The 20,146-nt window shown below is 63.9% G+C and carries 18 protein-coding genes; 12 read left to right on the top strand and 6 right to left on the bottom strand.

Annotated features, from left to right (window positions below; genetic code table 11):
* Positions 1-9 precede the first annotated feature (9 nt).
* From BW991_RS19600 to scpA, 4 genes are all read right to left on the bottom strand, one after another.
* Complete coding sequence (locus BW991_RS19600; protein WP_076603806.1) at positions 10-1,542, bottom strand: acyl-CoA carboxylase subunit beta; 1,533 nt, start codon at positions 1,540-1,542, stop codon at positions 10-12.
* 203 nt (positions 1,543-1,745) lie between these two features.
* Positions 1,746-2,753, bottom strand: coding sequence for a methylmalonyl Co-A mutase-associated GTPase MeaB (gene meaB, locus BW991_RS19595; RefSeq protein WP_076603805.1), 1,008 nt, complete (start codon positions 2,751-2,753; stop codon positions 1,746-1,748).
* A complete protein-coding gene (locus BW991_RS19590; protein WP_076603804.1) occupies positions 2,753-3,088 on the bottom strand; it encodes a GIY-YIG nuclease family protein in 336 nt (111 codons plus the stop codon). The genes meaB and BW991_RS19590 overlap by 1 nt, the downstream gene beginning before the upstream one ends.
* A gap of 57 nt (positions 3,089-3,145) precedes the next feature.
* Positions 3,146-5,308 carry a methylmalonyl-CoA mutase gene (gene scpA, locus BW991_RS19585; protein WP_076603803.1) on the bottom strand — a complete coding sequence of 721 codons (2,163 nt, stop codon included), beginning with the start codon at positions 5,306-5,308 and terminating at the stop codon, positions 3,146-3,148.
* Between the two features lie 339 nt (positions 5,309-5,647).
* On the opposite strand from scpA, the gene BW991_RS19580 reads away from it, so the two are divergent.
* Positions 5,648-6,319 (top strand): GntR family transcriptional regulator, encoded by a 672-nt coding sequence (locus BW991_RS19580; protein WP_076603802.1) that lies wholly within the window; start codon positions 5,648-5,650, stop codon positions 6,317-6,319.
* Between the two features lie 180 nt (positions 6,320-6,499).
* On the opposite strand, the gene fumC is transcribed toward BW991_RS19580, so the two are convergent.
* Positions 6,500-7,900: a class II fumarate hydratase gene (fumC, locus tag BW991_RS19575; RefSeq protein WP_076603801.1), complete on the bottom strand. Its 1,401-nt coding sequence runs from the start codon at positions 7,898-7,900 to the stop codon at positions 6,500-6,502.
* Between the two features lie 216 nt (positions 7,901-8,116).
* Between fumC and BW991_RS19570 the strand changes: the two genes are divergently transcribed.
* The 7 genes from BW991_RS19570 to BW991_RS19540 all read left to right on the top strand — a co-directional run bounded on the left by BW991_RS19570 (position 8,117) and on the right by BW991_RS19540 (position 16,447).
* Positions 8,117-9,820: a sensor histidine kinase gene (locus BW991_RS19570; RefSeq protein WP_076603800.1), complete on the top strand. Its 1,704-nt coding sequence runs from the start codon at positions 8,117-8,119 to the stop codon at positions 9,818-9,820.
* A 13-nt stretch (positions 9,821-9,833) separates the two neighbouring features.
* Entirely contained in the window at positions 9,834-10,514 is a 681-nt protein-coding gene (locus BW991_RS19565; protein ID WP_076603799.1) for a response regulator transcription factor, read from the top strand.
* Positions 10,515-10,823: 309 nt separating this feature from the next.
* Positions 10,824-12,437: a S8 family peptidase gene (locus BW991_RS19560; RefSeq protein WP_076603798.1), complete on the top strand. Its 1,614-nt coding sequence runs from the start codon at positions 10,824-10,826 to the stop codon at positions 12,435-12,437.
* A 257-nt stretch (positions 12,438-12,694) separates the two neighbouring features.
* Entirely contained in the window at positions 12,695-13,723 is a 1,029-nt protein-coding gene (locus BW991_RS19555; RefSeq protein ID WP_084205164.1) for a type IV toxin-antitoxin system AbiEi family antitoxin, read from the top strand.
* Positions 13,674-14,588: a nucleotidyl transferase AbiEii/AbiGii toxin family protein gene (locus BW991_RS19550; protein ID WP_076603796.1), complete on the top strand. Its 915-nt coding sequence runs from the start codon at positions 13,674-13,676 to the stop codon at positions 14,586-14,588. Before BW991_RS19555 ends, BW991_RS19550 begins: the two co-directional genes overlap by 50 nt.
* Positions 14,589-14,815: 227 nt before the next feature.
* Positions 14,816-15,211: a response regulator gene (locus tag BW991_RS19545; RefSeq protein ID WP_076603883.1), complete on the top strand. Its 396-nt coding sequence runs from the start codon at positions 14,816-14,818 to the stop codon at positions 15,209-15,211.
* A gap of 240 nt (positions 15,212-15,451) precedes the next feature.
* The gene (locus BW991_RS19540; RefSeq protein WP_076603795.1) at positions 15,452-16,447 is read left to right on the top strand and encodes a glycosyltransferase family 2 protein; all 996 of its coding nucleotides are present in this window, start codon (positions 15,452-15,454) and stop codon (positions 16,445-16,447) included.
* Positions 16,448-16,542: 95 nt separating this feature from the next.
* Here the strand turns inward: BW991_RS19540 and BW991_RS19535 are convergent, their stop codons facing one another.
* Positions 16,543-18,054 (bottom strand): hypothetical protein, encoded by a 1,512-nt coding sequence (locus BW991_RS19535; protein ID WP_076603794.1) that lies wholly within the window; start codon positions 18,052-18,054, stop codon positions 16,543-16,545.
* A 712-nt stretch (positions 18,055-18,766) separates the two neighbouring features.
* Here BW991_RS19535 and BW991_RS19530 point away from each other — a divergent pair.
* The 4 genes from BW991_RS19530 to BW991_RS19515 form a co-directional block, all read left to right on the top strand.
* On the top strand, positions 18,767-18,958 hold the full coding sequence (locus BW991_RS19530) for a Flp family type IVb pilin (RefSeq protein ID WP_076603793.1): 192 nt from the start codon (positions 18,767-18,769) through the stop codon (positions 18,956-18,958).
* 116 nt (positions 18,959-19,074) lie between these two features.
* A complete protein-coding gene (locus BW991_RS19525) occupies positions 19,075-19,260 on the top strand; it encodes a Flp family type IVb pilin (RefSeq protein ID WP_076603882.1) in 186 nt (61 codons plus the stop codon).
* 104 nt (positions 19,261-19,364) lie between these two features.
* Complete coding sequence (locus BW991_RS19520) at positions 19,365-19,865, top strand: A24 family peptidase (protein ID WP_084205162.1); 501 nt, start codon at positions 19,365-19,367, stop codon at positions 19,863-19,865.
* Between the two features lie 40 nt (positions 19,866-19,905).
* Positions 19,906-20,146, top strand: a 241-nt coding sequence (locus BW991_RS19515; RefSeq protein WP_139335963.1) for a transposase, incomplete at its 3' end; no start/stop codon positions are given.

Here is a 20,146-nt window from a genome sequence, read left to right as displayed (position 1 = left end):
CCTGGGCAATCAGAGCGGGATGTTGCCGTGCTTGCGCCACGGGTTTTCGAGTTCCTTGTTCTTCAGCATCGACAGCGAGCGGCACACGCGCTTGCGCGTCTCGTGCGGCATGATCACGTCGTCGATGAAGCCGCGCGCGCCGGCCACGAACGGGTTGGCGAAGCGCGCCTTGTACTCGGCTTCGCGCTGCGCGAGCTTGGCGGGATCGTCCTTCTCGCCGCGGAAGATGATCTCCACCGCGCCCTTCGGGCCCATCACCGCGATTTCGGCCGACGGCCACGCGAAGTTCACGTCGCCGCGCAGGTGCTTGGACGACATAACGTCGTAGGCGCCGCCGTAGGCCTTGCGGGTGATGAGCGTGACCTTCGGCACCGTGCATTCGGCGTAGGCGTAGAGCAGCTTGGCGCCGTGCTTGATGATGCCGCCGTATTCCTGCGTCGTGCCCGGCATGAAGCCCGGGACGTCGACCAGGGTCACGACCGGGATGTTGAACGCGTCGCAGAAGCGCACGAAGCGCGCCGCCTTGATCGAGCTCTTGATGTCGAGGCAGCCTGCGAGCACCAGCGGCTGGTTCGCCACGATGCCGACCGGAGCGCCTTCCATGCGCGCGAAGCCGATGATGATGTTCTTGGCGTAGTCGGGCTGCAGCTCGAAGAAGTCGCCGTCATCGACCATCTTGATGATGACTTCCTTCATGTCATAGGGCTGGTTCGGGTTGGTCGGCACCAGCGTGTCGAGCGAGAAGTCGAGGCGCTCGGCCGGGTCGATCGCCGGCACCGTCGGGGCCTTCTCGCGGTTGCTCGACGGGATGAAGCCGATCAGGCGGCGGGTCATCATCAGCGCCTCGACGTCGTTCTCGAACGCGAGGTCGGCGACACCCGACTTGGTGTTGTGGGTCACCGCACCGCCCAGTTCCTCGGCGGTCACTTCCTCGTGGGTCACGGTCTTCACGACTTCCGGACCGGTCACGAACATGTACGAGGAATCCTTCACCATGAAGATGAAGTCGGTCATCGCCGGGCTATACACCGCGCCGCCGGCGCAGGGGCCCATGATCAGCGAGATCTGCGGCACGACGCCCGAGGCCATCACGTTGCGCTGGAACACGTCGGCGTAGCCGCCGAGCGAATCCACGCCTTCCTGGATACGCGCGCCGCCCGAGTCGTTGAGGCCGATCACCGGCGCGCCGACCTTCATCGCGTGGTCCATGACCTTGCAGATCTTCTCCGCGTGGGTCTCGGACAGCGAGCCGCCGAACACCGTGAAGTCCTGCGAGAACACGAACACCAGGCGACCGTTGACGGTGCCGTAGCCGATCACCACGCCGTCACCCGGAGTGTGGTCCGCTTCCATGCCGAACTCGGTGCAGCGGTGCTCCTTGAACATGTCCCATTCTTCGAAGCTGCCTTCGTCGAGCAGCAGCTCGATGCGCTCGCGCGCGGTGAGCTTGCCCTTGGAATGCTGCGCGTCGATGCGCTTCTGCCCGCCGCCGAGGCGCGCCTTGGCGCGCTTTTCGTCGAGCTGACGAATGATCTCTTGCATTGATGACCTCCTTGACTTGTTCTGCTGTCCCCGACCTTGTGCCGACCGGGCCTTCAACTTCAATTCTGTTCGAAACTGCTTGCATCGGTACTAGCGTCCACTACCGCGGCAACTCGATACCGTTCGCCCTGAGCCTGTCGAAGGGCGGGGCATCGGCAGGGCTTCGACAGGCTCAGCCCGAACGGTGGTGGGTAGCCTGCGTCTCAGCAGCCTGCGGCCTTCTCCACATATCCGAGCAAGCGCATCGCGGCAGCCGAGGGCGTCGTCGTCCCCTCCTCCACCGCGCGGGCGAGCCCGGGCAATTCGTGCTTCACCTGCGGATGTCCGCGGAAATGACTGCGCAGCCCCGCGTCGATCAGATCCCACATCCACGCCAGCGCCTGATGGCGCCGCTTGGCCTCGAACTCGCCGGAGGCCTGCATCGCCTTGCGGTAATCCGTCACCGCCGTCCAGAAGTCGGCGATGCCGTGCTTCTGCAGGGCGGACAGCGTCAGCACCGGCACCGTCCAGTTCGGACTCGCCGGCCGCAGCATGTGCAGCGCCGTCTTCATCTGCGACTTGGCGCGCATCGCCGCACCGGCGTCGATGTCCGCCTTGTTGATGACGATGAGATCGGCGATCTCCATGATCCCTTTCTTGATCGCCTGCAGGTCGTCGCCCGCGTTGGGCAGCTGCAGCAGGCAGAAGATGTCGCTCATGCCGGCGACCGCGGTCTCGCTCTGCCCGACGCCGACGGTCTCGATGATGATGACGTCGAAGCCCGCGGCCTCGCATACCAGCATCGTCTCGCGCGTCTTCTCGGCGACGCCGCCGAGGCTGCCCGCAGAGGGGCTCGGTCGGATGAACGCGGCGGGGTTCTGCGACAGCAGCTCCATGCGCGTCTTGTCGCCGAGGATCGAACCGCCCGTCAGCGACGAGGACGGGTCGACCGCCAGCACCGCGACACGCAGACCCTGTTCGATCAGATACAGCCCCAGTGCCTCGATGAAGGTCGACTTGCCCACCCCCGGCACGCCCGAGATGCCGACCCGCATCGCCCCACCGGTATGCGGCAGCAGCGCTTCGAGCACGTGCCGTGCACGCGCCTTGTGGTCCTCGCGCTGCGACTCGATCAACGTGATGGTCTTGGCGAGGGGACGCAGTTGACGCGCGAGCACGCCGTCAACCAGCGCACGGTCGGCGGACGAGAGGTCAGATTGAACTTCCCGCATCAGACCTTCTCACCGTTCGCCCTGAGCCTGTCGAAGGGCATCTCCGGGCCCCAAGTACGCTTGGCGTTGGCAAGCTCCGTGATCCTGTTCCAATCTCCCGCAATCAATGCTTCCTTCTTGGCTCTGGACCAACCCTTGATCTTCCTTTCGAAGGCGATGGCTTGCTCGCGCGTTTCGAACTCACCGGCCCACAGCAAAGTCACCGGCTTCCGCGATGCGGTATACCCCACCAGCCCAGATTCATGTTGGCGCATTCGCTGCTCCAAATCGTCTGTATGCCCGCAGTAGTAAGAGGTATCCGTGCATCGCAGGATATAAACAAGAAAAGGTCGCATTGCCGGGAATTGACAAGCCCTTCGACAAGCTCAGGGCGAACGGTCATTAACGGAATGTCATTGTTTCCGCGTCGCGCGGATCTGCTTCAGCACTTCACGCGCGGCCGCCGGAATCGGCGTGCCCGGTCCGAAGATGCCTTTTGCCCCGGCAGCATACAGCGCATCGTAGTCCTGCGCCGGGATCACGCCGCCGACGAAGACGACGATGTCGTCCGCGCCGAGCCGCTTCAGCTCGTTCACGATCTGCGGCACCAGCGTCTTGTGACCGGCGGCGAGGCTCGAGCAGCCCACCGCGTGCACGTCGTTCTCGACGGCGTGGCGCGCGGCTTCTTCCGGCGTCTGGAAGAGCGGGCCGATGTCGATGTCGAAGCCGAGGTCGGCGAAGGCCGAGGCGACAACCTTCGCGCCGCGGTCGTGGCCGTCCTGGCCGAGCTTGGCGATCATGATGCGCGGGCGGCGGCCTTCTTCGGCGACGAAGGTTTCGATGTCGGCCTTCAGTTCCTTCCAGTCGGCATCGTTTTCCACGACGGCTCCATACACGCCGGACACGGCTTGCGGGTTGGCACGATAGCGGCCGAAGATCTTCTCCAGCGCGTCGGAGATCTCGCCGACCGTCGCGCGCAGGCGCACGGCCTTCACGGCGAGGTCGAGCAGGTTGCCGTCGCCGGTCTCGGCGCACTTCGTCAGCGCATCGAGGGCGGCCTGCACGGCGGCGCTGTCGCGCGTCGCACGGATCTTGGTGAGGCGCGCAATCTGCGACTCGCGCACCGCGTGGTTGTCGATGTCGAGGATCTCGATCGGATCCTCCTTCGCCAGCTTGTACTTGTTCACGCCGACGATGACGTCCTTGCCCGAGTCGATGCGCGCCTGCTTGTCGGCGGCACATTCCTCGACCTTCATCTTGGCCCAGCCCGACTCGACCGCCTTGGTCATGCCGCCCATCGTCTCGATCTCCTCGATCAGCGACCAGGCCTTGTCCACCATGTCCTGGGTCAGCTTTTCCATCATGTACGAGCCGGCCCACGGATCGACGACGTTACAGATGTGCGTCTCTTCCTGGATGATGATCTGGGTGTTGCGCGCGATCCGTGCCGAGAACTCGGTCGGCAGCGCGATCGCCTCGTCGAGCGCGTTGGTGTGCAGCGACTGCGTGCCGCCGAAGACCGCGGCCATCGCCTCGATCGTCGTGCGCACGACGTTGTTGTAGGGATCCTGCTCGGTGAGCGACCAGCCCGAGGTCTGCGAGTGCGTGCGCAGCATCATCGACTTCGCGCTCTTCGGGTTGAACTGCTTCATGATCCGCCACCACAGCAGACGCGCCGCGCGCATCTTGGCGATCTCGAGGTAGAAGTTCATCCCCACCGCCCAGAAGAAGGACAGCCGACCGGCGAAGGTGTCGACGTCCATGCCGCTGTTGATGCCGGTGCGCACGTACTCGAGGCCGTCGGCGAGCGTGAACGCGAGTTCGATTGCCTGGTTCGCACCCGCTTCCTGGATGTGGTAGCCGGAGATCGAGATCGAGTTGAACTTCGGCATGTGCTGCGCCGTGTACCCGAAGATGTCGGCGATGATCTTCATCGACGGCGTCGGCGGGTAGATATAGGTATTGCGGACCATGAACTCCTTGAGGATGTCGTTCTGGATGGTCCCGGAGAGCTTGTCCTGCGAAACGCCCTGCTCTTCGGCGGCGACGATGTAGCCGGCGAGAATCGGCAGCACGGCGCCGTTCATCGTCATGGATACCGACACCTTGTCGAGCGGGATCTCGTTGAAGAGGATCTTCATGTCCTCGACCGAATCGATCGCCACGCCGGCCTTGCCGACGTCGCCGGTGACGCGCGGATGATCCGAGTCATAACCACGGTGCGTCGCGAGGTCGAACGCGACCGACACGCCCTGGCCACCGGCCGCGAGCGCCTTGCGGTAGAACGCGTTCGACTCCTCGGCGGTCGAGAAGCCGGCGTACTGGCGGATGGTCCACGGCTTCACGGCGTACATCGTCGGCTGCGGGCCGCGCAGGAAGGGCTCGAAGCCGGGCAGCGTATCGGTGTGCTGCAGGTCGGCCGTGTCCGCCTTGGTATACAGCGGCTTGACCGCGATGCCTTCGGGCGTCACCCAGTTGAGCTTCGCCACGTCGCCACCCGGCGCATGTTTCGCGGCCGCCTTGTTCCAGGCTTCCAGGTCCGACTGCGGATAAGCCGGCATCTTGTCGTTCGGCATGACAAACCCTCTCCGATTCCATTGGCCGCGGCAGGCGGCGTTAGCGTTGTCTCGTACTGCTGTTTGAACGGCTGGCTGGCGACGACGAGACCGCCCGCAGTCCGAAGACTGCAGGCGGTCGCCGGCGCTCCCATGCATTCGGCGTAGCTCCCTCTCCCTCTCGTTGCGCAGCAGGCCAAGGGTCCGCCAGCGCAAGCTCCCAATCCTACGCCGCACATGGGAAGTTGACTTGTACCGTCGCACGAATAATACTTTATCCATAATTATGAATGCAACAGTCGGCGAGCCGGAATTTCGACGACAATTCGGCCCGCAACATTTCCGCATCGAACAGCCCCCATGACCGCCACCCGCATCGCCCCGCTCGCGCTGTACCAGGAAGTCGCCGAGCGGCTGCGCCAGCTCATCTTCTCGCACGAACTTGCACCCGGCACCTGGGTCGACGAGCAGGCGCTCGCCGACAACTACGGCATCTCGCGCACGCCGCTGCGCGAGGCGCTGAAGGTGCTCGCCTCCGAAGGGCTCGTCACGCTGAAACCGCGCCGCGGGTGCTACGTCACCGAGATCTCCGAGCGCGATCTCGACGAGATCTTCGCCGTGATGGCCCTCCTCGAAGGCCAGTGCGCCCAGACCACGGCGCAAAAGGCCACCGACGCGGACCTCGACCACCTGCGCGCGATCCACGCCGGACTGGAAAAGGCCGCAGCGGCGGAAGACATCAACGGCTTCTTCGAATCGAACCAGGCCTTCCACCTCGCGCTGCAGGAAATCGCCGACAACCGCTGGCTGCAGCACGCGATCGAAGATCTGCGCCGCGTGATCAAGCTGTCGCGCCATCACTCGCTGTTCGGCGAAGGCCGCCTCGAGCAGTCGCTCGCCGAACACCGCGAGATCCTCGCCGCGCTCACCGCGCGCCGTGCGGACGACGCGGAACGGCTGATGCGCGCCCACATCAACAGCGGCCGCGCAGCCCTCGGGCGCATCGCCAAGGCACGCAACAAGGTCGCCTGAACAAGGTCGTCGCAGGGCGGAAAACGAAGTTTCGGCGCAGCCAGAAGCGAAGCGCCTTCCGCCGAACGCGTGGGCCAATCCAGACGCCCCCTCCGGCGGATAACGCCTTCGGCTCATCCGCCCTACGGAGCTGCCCTTCGACAAGCCCAAGGCGAACGGTGGTGAGTCGAGTCCCGCCTCCTACCCGCCCGGCCGCGTCATCGCCTCCGGATCGACCCACAGATCGAACTCCTCCGCGCGGACGTAGCCGCTCGCCAGCGCCGCCTCGCGCAACGACAGGCCTTCGTGGTGCGCCTTCTTCGCGATCTCCGCGGCGCGGTCGTAGCCGATGTGGCGGTTGAGCGCCGTCACGAGCATCAGATTCTTCTCCAGGTTCTCGCGGATGCGCGGCAGGTTGGGCTTCAGGCCGCGCGCGCAGTGCGCCTCGAAGGCGTCGCACGCATCCGCCAGCAGCGCGATGCTCTCCAGCACGTTGTGCGCCATCACCGGCTTGTACACGTTGAGCTGGAAGTTGCCCTGCGTACCGGCGAACGCGACCGCGGCATCGTTGCCGAACACCTGCACGCACACCATCGTCAGTGCCTCGCACTGCGTCGGATTCACCTTGCCCGGCATGATCGACGAACCCGGCTCGTTCTCGGGAATCGACAGCTCGCCGATGCCGCAGCGCGGCCCGCTCGCCAGCCAGCGCACGTCGTTGGCCATCTTCATCAGCCCGCCCGCCAGCGTGCGCAGCGCGGCCGAGGTCTGCACCAGCGCATCGTGCGCCGCCAGCGCGAAGAAGCGGTCCGGCGCGCTGCGGAACGGATGGCCGGTGAGCTGCGCGATCTGCGCCGCCGCGCAATCGCCGAAGCGCGGATGGGCATTGAGCCCGGTACCGACGGCCGTGCCGCCGATCGCCAGCTCGTACAGGGCCGGGAGACTCGCCGTCACCGCGGCGAGGCCGAAGTCGATCTGCGCCACCCACGCGCCGATCTCCTGGCCGAGCGTCACCGGCGTCGCATCCTGCAGATGGGTGCGACCGGTCTTGACGATCTCCTCGCTGGCCTTCGCCTTGTCCGCCAGCGTATCGCGCAGGCGCCGCACGGCCGGCAGCAGGCGATCGTGCAGTTCGCCGACGATCGCGATGTGCATTGCGGTCGGAAACGTATCGTTCGAAGACTGCCCACGATTGACGTGGTCATTCGGATGAATTGGCCGCTTCGACCCGATCGTGCCCCCCGCCAGCTCGATCGCGCGGTTCGCGATCACCTCGTTGGCATTCATGTTCGACTGCGTGCCGGAGCCGGTCTGGAACACGACCAGCGGAAAATGCGCATCCAGTTCGCCGGAAATCACCTCGTCGGCCGCCACGCCGATCAGCCGTGCCAGCTCCGGCGGCAGCTCGCCCAGCTCGGCGTTCGCCTGTGCCGCCGCCTTCTTGAGAATTCCCAGCGCCCGGATCATCGCCCTCCCCCAGCGGAAGCGGTCCGTACCGATCGGAAAGTGCGCGAGCGAGCGCTCCGTCTGGGCTCCCCAGTAACGGTCCGCCGCCACCTCGACAGGCCCCATCGAATCGGTTTCGGTACGCGTCGCATCCATGCTTTTCTCCCGTCCGTCCGCCAGCCACACTTCCGGCCCGCACGTTTCTTTGACGTCCCCGGCTGACGCGGATTCCCGCAACCCGCACACATGACGGACACCGTGAATTTGTAACTTCTCGCAATAATCCCGCGCTCACTAACATCCTGAAGCAGGTAAGGGAGCAGCGACTCCCCGGACGCAAGCGCGTTACGGCCCGCAGGGAGACTCCACGCGATGCCAGGAAGCCAGAGCGACTCGAACACGCCTGCCCGCAGAAACGGAGCGGCCGCACGCGCCGACAACAGCCCCGAGCTGCGGCGCGTGCTGGCGAACATCCGCGTGCTGATCGCGATCGTCGCCGCCACCGAGGCCGTCTCCCTGTCGGCCTCCACCCGCCCGACGATGATGATCGCAGTGCTGGGCTACGCGGCCTGGGCGGGCTGGCTGTGCTGGGTCGAGCTGCACGGCACGCGCCCGATCCGCTCCATGCTCACCTCCTGGATCGACGCCATCTGGATCCTGTTGTTCGCGTGGCTGGCCGGCACGCAGAGCAGTCTCTATACGCTGCTCCTGCTCTTCCCGGTGCTCTTCGCCGCACTGAGCTTCGGCTTCGTGCCCGGCCTCGTGATCTCGCTATTCTCCGCTGCAGGCGCGGCCGGCGAACTGCTCCTCCGCGACATGGACATCGGCAGACACTCGCCGGAAATCATCCTCCAGCCCTTGTCGATCCTGATCCTGGGACCACTGGTTGCCGGCCTCGCGCGCGCCGGCGTGCAGATGAACGAGCAGATGTCCATCGCCGACCGCCTGCTCGGCGCCGCCGACCCGCGCCTCGGCGTCAAGCGCGTCGCCGAGACCCTGCTGCGGGCCGTCGCACGACACTTCACGGCCGATCTCGGCCTGCTGCTGATCTGGCTCCCGGGCGGCGACGCGCGGCTGTTCCGCTGCGACCGCAACGGCCGGTTCGGCGAACTCGACGGCGAACTGCGCACCGCCTTCGTCGACGCGCTGGTGCGCCTGCCCGCGGACGTCGTCAGCGTGCACCACTACACCCACGTCCTCGGCCGCTTTCCGCTGCGATACACCAGCGGCTTCGATCTGGTGAACAAGGCGCCCACGAACGCGGCACGCGCGGCCGTGCAGGATCTCGCCGAGGCGCTGGACGCGCACTCGATGATCGCGATCCCCATCTGCCGCCGCGGCCCCCATCCCTGCCGCCTGGTGCTCGAATCCGCGCACCGCCGCTATCGCTCCCACGACGCCGACCTCGTCGCCGGCGTCATGGACCAGCTCGCCCCCGTGCTCGAGAACGCCGGCCTGCTGGAGCGCCTCGCCGACGAGGCGATGGCCACCGAACGAGCTCGCATCGGCCGCGACCTCCACGATAATGCGATCCAGCCCTATCTCGGCCTCAAGTACGGCATCGAAGCCCTCGCGCGCAAGGCCGGCGCGGACAATCCGCTGCGCACGGACATCCTCACCCTGCAAGAAGTCGCGCTCGAAGAACTGCACACCCTGCGCGAGCTCGTGAGCGGCATGCGCAACGGCGCCTCCGGCGGCGACGACGCCCTCTGCCCCGCCTTGCAGCGACAGGCCAGGCGCTTCAAGGAACTGTTCGGCATCGACGTGTCGGTGCAGTGCGAAGGCAATCTGTCGATCCGGCGCAAACTCGCCGCTGCCATCTTCCCGATGGTCAGCGAGGCACTCACCAACATCCGCCGCCACACTGCCGCCCCACGTGCGGAGATCCTCGTCCGCGCGGACGACAATAACTACGTCGTCGAGGTCCGCAACCCGCACGACATCGACTCGCCTCCGGAACCCTTCGTACCCCGCTCGGTTGTCGAACGCGCGGATTCTGTAAGTGGATGTGTCGTAGTCGACATCCAGCGGAACGGCATCACTGCTCTAATGATTTCGATCCCGAAAACAACCTGAGCGGCGACCGATCATGATTGAAGTCACCGAACGCCCAATCCGTGTTTTCCTCGTCGATGACCATCGCGCAACGCTGTGGGGCCTCGAACGCCTCGTCGGCACGGCGCAACGCATGCAACTGGCAGGCAGCGCGACCAGCATCGCCGAACTTCTCGCATCCCCGGAAAGCCGCGAGGCCGACGTCATCGTCATCGACCTCGACCTCGGCGGCCACGACTCCAGCGACTCCTTCGCCGAGCTTCTCTCGACCTACGGCGCGAAGGTCCTCGTCCTCACCGGCGCCCGCGATCTCGACGCCCATCGCCGCGCCGTGCTTGCCGGCGCCCGCGGCGTCGTGCGCAAGGAGGAACCCGTCGACGTCCTGTTGCGCGCGATCGAAAAGGTGCACGAAGGCGACGTTTGGGTGAACCGCGCGCTCATCGGCGACATCATGAACATGCTCACGGGCAAAAAGAAAGCCGCCGCCCCCGACGACGCCCGCATCGCAACCCTCACGCCCAAGGAGGTCGAAGTCATCGGCGCCGTCGTACGCTACAAGGGCGCCAAGAGCCTCGTCATCGCCGACGACCTCGGCATCAGCGAACACACGCTGCGCAACCACCTGACCGCCATCTACCACAAGCTCGAAGTGCATGGCCGGCTCGAGCTGTACCTGTACGCCAAGGAACGCTGCATAGGCACCGTCGCGCAATAGCTCACTCGTCGCGCTGCACCGCTCCAGCCTCGACAGTATCTTGCGCGGCACACCGCAGCCAAGGTTCACTGGTCGGCCGGCGATGAGCCGGACGGCCTGCAACTAGTTCATTTGTCACGCCCGGCAGGGGCACCTCCGCCCGCGCGCAACGCCTGCCCGAACACTAGTCTTGGAAAGTAGCGCGGACACTGCAATCGCCCGCGAATCCGCCGACAGGCACCATGACCGCCCCCGCGCACGAGACGCCGCGCGGGAGCATGCCGTGCCCCCTGCCCGTCACGCACCCACCGCCACACCGGAGGAGAGACCATGCGTCGCGCCATTTTCCTCGCCCCGCTCGTCGGAGCCTGCCTGCTGTTCGCCCAGCCGCACGCCCACGCCGGCGACCTGCCCGCCGGCGTCACACCGCCACCCCGCTTCGCGCCAGACCAGCTACTGGTCGCCTTTCGCCCCGGCACCCCCGGCGCCGACATCGCGCAGGCCCATGCCGCGGCCGGCGCACAGGTGATCAGGCGCTTCGACGCCATCGGTGTGCATTTCCTGCGGATTCCCTCGGGTGCGGTCGAAGCGACGGCCGCGCTCTACGAGCGCAATCCGAACGTCCGCTATGCCGAACCCAACTTCCACCGCCCGCTGATCCTCCCCACCGAAGGCCGGGACCCGATGCTCCCGACGGGGCTCGGCACCGAGTACCTGGCCCTGCAATGGGGCCTCAACAACACCGGCCAGCCGCTCTACGATTCGGCGTCGGGTGCCAACGTGACCGGCACGCTGGATGCCGACATCGACGCACCGGAAGCGTGGGATCTCTCCCGCAGCAATGACAGCATCAAGATCGCGATTCTCGACAGCGGGGTCGAATGCACCCACGTCGACCTCCTCGGCAAGTGCGTCGAACAACAGAACTTCACCGACAGCACCACCACGGCGGACGTGATCGGGCACGGCACCCACGTCGCCGGCATCGCCGCAGCGAACACAAACAACGGCAAGGGCACGGCCGGCGTCGGCTGGAACGCGAAAATCGGTTCGCTCAAGGTATGCCATGAATGGCCGTCCGAATCCTTCCCCCTGCTCGGCATGTGCGACGTCGCCGACTCCGTCGCAGGCCTGATGCATGCCGCCAACAACGGTTACCGCGTGGCGAACATGAGCTACGGCAGCGACCCCGATCCCTATTCGCCCTCGCAGGCCGAAGCGGACGCCATCAAATACGCCTGGAGCAAGGGCGTCGTCCTCGTCGCGGCCGCCGGCAACGACTACGCCTCGACGCGCCACTACCCCGCCGCCTTCCCCGAAGTCATCTCCGTCGCAGCCACCGACCGCCACGACAACCTCGCCTACTTCTCGAGCTTCGGCTCGTCGTGGGTCTCCGTCGCCGCCCCCGGCCACGACATCCTGTCGGCCTACCCCAACGCCGGCTGCGGCATTCCGGCGGACGACCCGGAAGGCTGCTACAACTGGCTGTCCGGCACCTCGATGGCCTCCCCCCACGTCGCCGGCCTCGCCGCGCTCGTGCTCACCCGCTACGGGAACATCACGAACACCCAGGCCCGCGCCCATATCGAGAACACCGCCAACGCCCAAGGCGCACTCGGCCAGAACTTCCGCGCCTGGGTGCGATACGGCCGCATCAACGCCCACCTCGCCCTCACCGCCGACAACCCGCCCCCTCCGCCTGCGAGCATCACCCTGACGGCCACCGGCTACAAGGTGAAAGGCCAGCAAAAGGCCGACCTGCAATGGACCGTCACGACCGCGGGAACCATGAGCATCCTGCGCAACGGTGCTGTCATCGTCAACGAACCCAACGACGGCACCTACACCGACCCGATCAACCGCACCGGCGGCGGTTCCTATACTTACAAGGTGTGCGAAACCGGCACGGCCACCTGCTCAAATGAGGCTGTTGTCGCCTTCTGATGCCGGACGGGCACGGCCACAAACGCGCAAAGGAACTGTGGTCGGAATGGAAACGGAGGCAAACATGAGCAAGCTCAAAGACGTGGTGTCGCACCATGCTCTGCAGTCGCTTGAAATGCCACCTGCTTGTTCAAGTTTGACAAACGTTCACGTATAAAGAACAATCGAAAATAATGAACGAGAACGCCGTTCATATTCAACAACCGTTCACGTAACGCGAACAAACCCAACCGACGGCCGTGGATCGAGGCAGCCCCTTGAAGGAAAAAGAAATCCTTGAGCGCGCGACCGAGGCCTTTGCAAACGAAACCGGTTTGCGCACGAGAATTTGGCCCGCGCCTGCCGACCAGTTGCGAGCCGATGCCTTGCTCGATGTCCTTGTAGACAATCGTACTGTCCGCTTTCTCGCAGAGATCAAAGCGGTCGACCGTTTTCAGACCTTGGGGACGATCAAAGCAAAGGGCGAACATGCGCCGCATCCGCTCATCCTGGTCGCCCCATACATCACCGCAGTGACCGCCCAGCAATGCCGGGCGCTGCGCCTCCCGTTCATGGACGAGGCTGGCAATGCATACATTGAAGCCCCCGGGTTGTTCGTCTACATCACGGGAAAACGCCGCCCCGTCCAAACGCGTATCACTCCCGCCTATCGCGCCTTGACCCCCGCTGGACTCCGGATCGTGTTTGCGTTGCTCAATCGCCCCGTGCTCGCAAATGCACCATACCGCGACATCGCCAAGGCCGCACGGGTAGCGCTTGGAACTGTGGGTGACGTATTGATGGATCTGGAACACCGCGGCCATCTCGCACCCGAAAAGCCCGGCCCACGTCGTCTACTGGCCCCGCGTCGCCTCCAGGAAGAGTGGATAACCCACTATCCGATCAAACTCAGGCCCAAGCTGAACGCTCGTCGCTTCACCGCACCCAAGAACGACTGGTGGCGGGATCAAGATGTCCGCCAGCACAATGCCTACTGGGGAGGCGAAGTTGCCGCAGCAAAGATTACCGGCTACCTGAAACCAGCGACTGCCACGGTCTACCTCCAAGGCAAGCCGGATGCGCTCATCCTTGCCAACCGACTTCGTCCTGATGCTAACGGTGAGGTCGAGCTCCTGGATGCGTTTTGGACTCCCGACACCCCGCGTCAAGCCGATGATGTCGCCCCCCCTCTGGTCATCTATGCCGACCTGATGGCCACCGCCGATCCGCGCAATGTCGAAACAGCGAAATTGATCCATGACCAATACCTCGCCACAACTGACGGTGCGACCCGACCGCCCGGTTGATCCCCTCCTTCAAGACATTCTGCGCCGGGTCGATGCCGCCACACGCGAACTGGGCATCGAATACTTCGTCGGTGGCGCATTGGCGCGCGACCTGATCCTGCTCCACGTCTTTGGCCGACACACGGGCCGCGCCACCCGCGATGTCGATCTGGGAATCCACATCGATGATTGGACCACGCTCGACGCGCTCAAGGCCAACTTGACCCGGGAGGGAGCGTTCTCCGAGAAGGCCGGCATTGCTCATCGGCTTATGTACGACGCACACGATGCGGCCTTCGGGATTCCCCTTGATCTGTTGCCGTTTGGCGGTGTCGAATCAACTGACGGAACGATCGCCTGGCCCCCGGGCATGGAGATCCTCATGAGCGTCGCCGGATTCGCCGAAGCTCGCCAGTCGGCCATGATGGTCGGCGTGGCCGACGACCTTTGCGTTCCTGTCGCCTCACTGCCGGCCCTTGCGATGCTCAAGCTCATCGCCTGGCGTGACCGTCATCGGGAAACCACCAAGGATGCCGCGGACTTCCTGCTGATCGCGCGGCACTACTGCGACGCCGGCAACATCGACCGGCTCTACGATGCTGAGCCGGTTTTGCTGCAGGCGGCCGATTTCGATCCGGAACTCGCAGGCGCCATACTGCTGGGCAAGGACGCTGCGGAAATCTCCCTGCCGCGCACGACGCAGGCCGTAACGGTCATCCTGACCGACGCCGGGCTACGGCAGCAACTGATCGGCCAACTCCTGCGAACCACGCTATCAATGGGAGACGATGCCGGAAGCTCCCGAGTAGAGCGCTACCTTAACGCATTCCAAAGCGGACTAACGACTGTTGCGGCGAAGCAGCCCCAACGCCGGCGGACACGCTGATCAAGGTCTGCGTATCGCAAGACACCCCCTTCTCCTGGTCCGACCGCGTGATCGAGGCGACGAGCCTCGACGACGTCTTCGCCGACGACTGACCCGACCCCGCCCGGCCTCCCATCCGGGTAATTTGTCACGGGTCTCCCGCGCGTATCATCCCATGGGCGAAACTACCCAATGCACGGTATGTTGAGACCATCGCGGCCCAAGCCGCATGCGTGGAGCACGCCGTCGTGCCCTGCCTCACCGTTGCCCGTCCGATTGAAGTGCTGCTGGTCGATGACCAGCGGGCGATTCTGGCCGGAGTGAGCGCGCTCGTGGAAAGCGAAGGAAAAGCGATGCAGGTTTCCGGCTGCGCCACCACCGGCCGCCAAGCCCTTGACCTGGCGCGGCGTCTCCAGCCAGACGTCATCGTCCTCGACGCCGAACTCGGCGGCGAGGACGGACTGGCACTGATCACTCAACTCCGCAACGCCTGTTGCGCCACCATCATCGTCTTCACCTGCCACTGCGACGCGGCCACCCTCCAACGCTCGCTCGCGCTAGGTGCCGCACGGCTCGTCACGAAAACCGCGCCGGGCGCGGAACTGCTAGCCGCCATCGTCGAAACGGCCGAAGTGTCCGGCTGAATCGATCGCGAGCATCCATGCGCCGACAGCTTGGCCTTATAAGGCTAACACGCCCACAACCTGGCATCCGACCGGGCTGAAGACCGGGACATCTGTCACGGACGCACCGACAGCAACGCACTATCTTCGGCAGGCGGATCCAACGATGCCTTGCAGACACAATTGGTCCATGCTTGAAAGGCCCGAATCGAGCCGGCGAACCACCCATTCGCCCGCACCAAGGACCGGAGAGAGGGAGTCATGAAAGACCGCAAGCTGCTCTCGATCGTCATTCCCGCATTCAACGAAGCTGATGTCCTGCCTGAGTTCCAGCGGCGGCTCACAGCCGTCACCACTGCGCTGCCGCTCGAATGCGAAATCGTCTATGTCAACGACGGGAGCACCGACGGTACGCCCTCCGTGCTGCGCGCCCTGCGGCAGCGGGACGACCGGATCGCGATCATCGAACTGTCGCGCAACTTCGGCAAGGACCTTGCGATGACGGCGGGCATCGACCACGCGCGGGGCGACGCAGTCGTCGTGATCGACGCCGACCTGCAGGATCCGCCCGAACTCATCCCGGAGCTCGTTCGCGGCTGGCAGGAGGGCTACGACGTCGTCTACGCGCAGCGCACCGAGCGCAACGGCGAAAGTCTCGCCAAGAAACTTACCGCACGGCTTTTCTATCGCGTCATCGGCAAGCTCGCCCACTTCCACATCCCGCGCGACACCGGGGATTTCCGCCTGCTCAGCCGCCGCGCCGTCGAGGCGCTTGGCCGGCTGCGCGAACAGCACCGCTTCATGAAAGGGCTGTTCGCCTGGATCGGCTACCCGCAAAAGGCCGTACCCTACCGGCGCGCCCCTCGCCATTCCGGGCGCAGCAAGTGGAATTACTGGAAACTGTGGAACTTCGCGCTGGAGGGAATCACCTCCTTCAGCACCGCCCCGCTCAAGGCCGCCACCTATATCGGCGCCCTTACGGCCGCCTTCGCCTTCATGTACGGCGCTTACATCATCGTGTCGACGCTGCGCTTCGGCAACGCCGTGGCGGGCTACCCCTCGTTGATGACCGTGATCCTCTTTCTTGGCGGCATACAGCTTGCTGCCCTGGGCGTGATTGGCGAATACCTGGCGAGACTCTTCGACGAAGCGAAGGGCCGCCCCCTTTATCTCGTCAGTGAATTCCAGCCCTCACGGCCCGCAATGCGTCCGCGTCTCGCGACCCGGCAGCACGGCGTGCGGCGCGTTGGCGCCTGACTCCGGCGGATTCGCACTGGTCCTCCGAAAACGGATCGCTCCATAGGTGAGACGCCCAAAAATTTTTCCACGGCCGTCGTCGTACGACGGCTCTCTCATTGAGTGACCGCGACGGATTCCTTGATGTGAGCGACAGCCACCCCATCGGTATGAACCCGCCTCCAGCCCGGCAAGCGGTCCAATAACGCCACGGCGGGGGCACCAGCGTCCAGCAAGGTCCAGCCGATTCGGTAATCCGCCAGCAGCATCTCAAGCGCATTCGTATCCGCCAGTCCCACCGCGTCGATATAGCGCTTCAGAAAGCCATCGCCATACATGTCGGCGCGCCCGTCGATGAACACAGGGATGCCTCGGTAGATAAGGTATCCACCAAAATTATATGAGTTGAGTACCGACCCTGTAGCTCCGGCGCGGATCGCCGCGTCCACCGCGGCATCGGGGGTACTTTTCGCTAGTGGCGAAAACTCTCGTGATTGAAAGACTGCTCCGATCATCACGGCTGCAAGCAATCCGGCAACGGCGATTGCCCCACGTCGTGCAGGCACCGCAAACGCAGCGAACATGCGATCCAGGAATTCCGCATCGCGCTTCGTATCCTTCGTTTCACGCCCGGCACCCGCAAAGGATGCCGCAATCAAGAAGGGACTCACCAACCCGAGAAGCGACACATGGCGCTGATGTTTAAGTGCGAGGTGCGCCAACCCCAGCACGAGGATCAGCCTTATTAGTGGCAGGCGCATACGTCCCGAGCACGCCAAAGCCAATACAAGCAGGAGCCAGAGTTCCAGAGTCTGCAGCTGCTGGAAATCCGCCGAACGCCATTCGTCAATAACCTTTAGGGCGAGTTCCATGCTGCTCACCTGAAACGGAAACACAAGCCCGTTCCAGCCCCAAGGCGTCACCAGCGCCGCCAGCGCGCTCAGTCCGACAAAGGCAGCCCACGGCAACACGCTATTGCGCCTCTTGTCCGCGGGCAGGCTCATAACTGCATCCAAGGCCAGTACCGCCCCCAGTCCAATCCCGAGAATGAAGCTGCCATGCAGATTGGCCCACAGCGGCATCAGGAGCAGCGCCCACCAAGGGGGATTTCTCCGGTACTCCCCCGCATTCACCAAAGTTCCCACCCAGACAGCCAGAAAGGGCCAAACAAGAACGTGCGGGCGCACCAGCAGATGCCCCATTAACATGCCCGCGGCGAATGCCGTCAACAGTAGCGCATAGATCGGCTCCATACGCGACAGCAGGAAACGCGCCAGATACGCCAGCGTACCAGCGAAGACCAACGCCACGAGCACGACGAGTCCCGTCCACCCCAAGATGTCATGCACGCTAGCAAGCAACACCTCCGAAAGCCATTCATGTGCCATCCAGGGGGTACCGGGCATCGAATGTGAGAATGGATCACTTTTGGGGACTACACCGTGATCGAGGATCCACCGCCCCGCGGCGAGGTGCCAATATGTGTCAGGATCCCCCAGCAATGCACTGAACCGCGGGATTCCCAACACGGCAGCGAGCGAAACCAAACCGACCAGCATTGGCCATGAAACACCATATGTTCGAAATCCGAACGGCGTCGCGCCGCAGGCGCTGTCGATTGTCGTCATGAGTCGGTAAATCCTGCGTTACACATGGGAACTCGGAGATCGATTCAGTTTTCCGATCACGCAGAACCGAACAATCGGATTCGCACAAAACCAACGCTTGCTCCGTTCACCCGTACCATCAGCGGTGAACGCCGCGACGCTGCCCCTTGCGTCCCAGCTGGAAATCAAGGGCTGCAAAACCACGATAGTTCCGTGCAACCTGCGCATTGCTGGCCTTCCCATCGGACGTAAGGCTGAAATTTCACACTGGAATACCCGTTCGGTCGCGGTAACACATCACAGGCAACGCAAGCAGCAAACCGGACCGTATCGGAGGATGTGAAGCCAGGTCATTGTATTCGCCTGCCACACGGCCCCTGAGATCCGCGCTCGCTCACTGCGCCTCGGCGCGCGCGATGCAATTTCGAAAACTGCGTCGGGAAGCGACGTGGCGGCGGGGATGGCGCTGCTCGCCAACGCGCTCGCACGAGAGACGTATTCGTGTGATTCCTGCCCCCCACTGGGACAGGGTAGCTCGACACGAATGCTCCTGGCTTGCCTCTCCTCTCCCAAATGGACGCGCGACTGCACGCACGGGCAACGCCAAGGCCCATGACAATTGTCATGCCTTCACCCCGGCACATGTACCCACGTGAATTAGGTCCAAACACCGATGCCGGAACGACGTTTCGGCCCTAATCTGCAATCAACAGTGACGGGCCGGAGCGACGTGATGAAAGCCGCGCAGATCGGTAAGCGACTCAGCGCTATCTGGTTCGATGAGGACGGGGTGACCGCGATCGAGTATGCACTGCTGGCGGCCCTGATCTTCGGCGCGATCGTTATTTCTGTCGCTCTGTTGGGCGACAGTGTCAAGACGCTCTATGACGATATCGCACGGACAGTCACGGACGCGATTTTGTGAGTAAGTAGCAGTCTTGCTTCGGGTCGTAAGGCGACTCGTACTGATTATCCGGAACGGGCCTCCCGCTCCGGGGTGTAGCCGGGAGGTCCGGCGTCTTTTAGATGAAGGAGAAAATCATGTTGGAAATGCTCAAACAGTTCGCGAGTGACGAGGAAGGGGTAACGGCGATTGAATACGGGCTGATTGCCGCCCTGATCGCAGTGATGATTATCATTGGCGCTAAAGCGGTCGGAACCAACTTGAACGCGCTCTTCTCCAAGATCGCCACATGTCTCACAACCCCGTCCACATGTACGTTCTGATAGAACACGCGATCTAAAGTGCCAACCAGTTGCGACGGCGCTGGAATCAAATTGCGCCATCGCACTGGTCTCCGGGCAAAGTTGTTCGAGAGGACTGACGGCAAATGAATATCGGACTTGCGGTACTGATTGCCGTGCTGGCATTAGCCGTTGTCGTTGATATACGTCGAGGCAAAGTGCCAAACCTCCTTGTGGCTCTAGGAATGGTAGCGGCAGTCTTATTCCACAGCATCGCGACGCCAGGCCTAGGCGTATTGGATGATTTCTTGCCGGGGAGCATCGGCTTGATCCCGCTGCTGCAGGGATTGATGGTTGGATTTGTCTGTCTATTGCCCCTATACGCCCTCAGAGCGATGGGCGCGGGCGACGTCAAGCTGATGATGATGATCGGCGCATTCCTCGGCCCGCTTCAGACCCTCGGCGCGGTCGTGCTAACCTTCGCCGCCGGTGGCGTCTTCGCCATCGTCATGGTGCTGTGGCAACGGTCATTCAAGCAACTTGCCTTGAATCTTCGCTTCATGCTGACCACCAGCGCGGTGAATGCCGCTACCGGCCAAAGCGCTAGCAGGGTGATGCAAAACCCAGTGAACGAACTGACGAGTTGATTGTCATAGAGGCATTCCCGAAACTCCCGTCCTGACAGCGATGCGCGGCCAACTCGATCCCCAGTCCTCGATGTTCCATTACTTCTCGCCCGAGTCGCGCGTGCCCGCGGATCATCCGCTGCGGCGGGTGAAGAAGCTCGCCGATCGGGCGCTCGCAGCCATTTCGGCGGATCTGAATGCGCTGTATTCGAGTGTCGGACGGCCGTCGATCCCGCCCGAGCGCCTGCTCAAGGGGCAATTGCTGATCGCGCTGTACTCCATTCGCTCGGATCGGCAGTTTT

This window comes from Aromatoleum tolulyticum, from assembly GCF_900156155.1.
Taxonomy (GTDB): domain Bacteria; phylum Pseudomonadota; class Gammaproteobacteria; order Burkholderiales; family Rhodocyclaceae; genus Aromatoleum; species Aromatoleum tolulyticum.
This window is presented reverse-complemented; position numbering and strand designations above follow the sequence as displayed.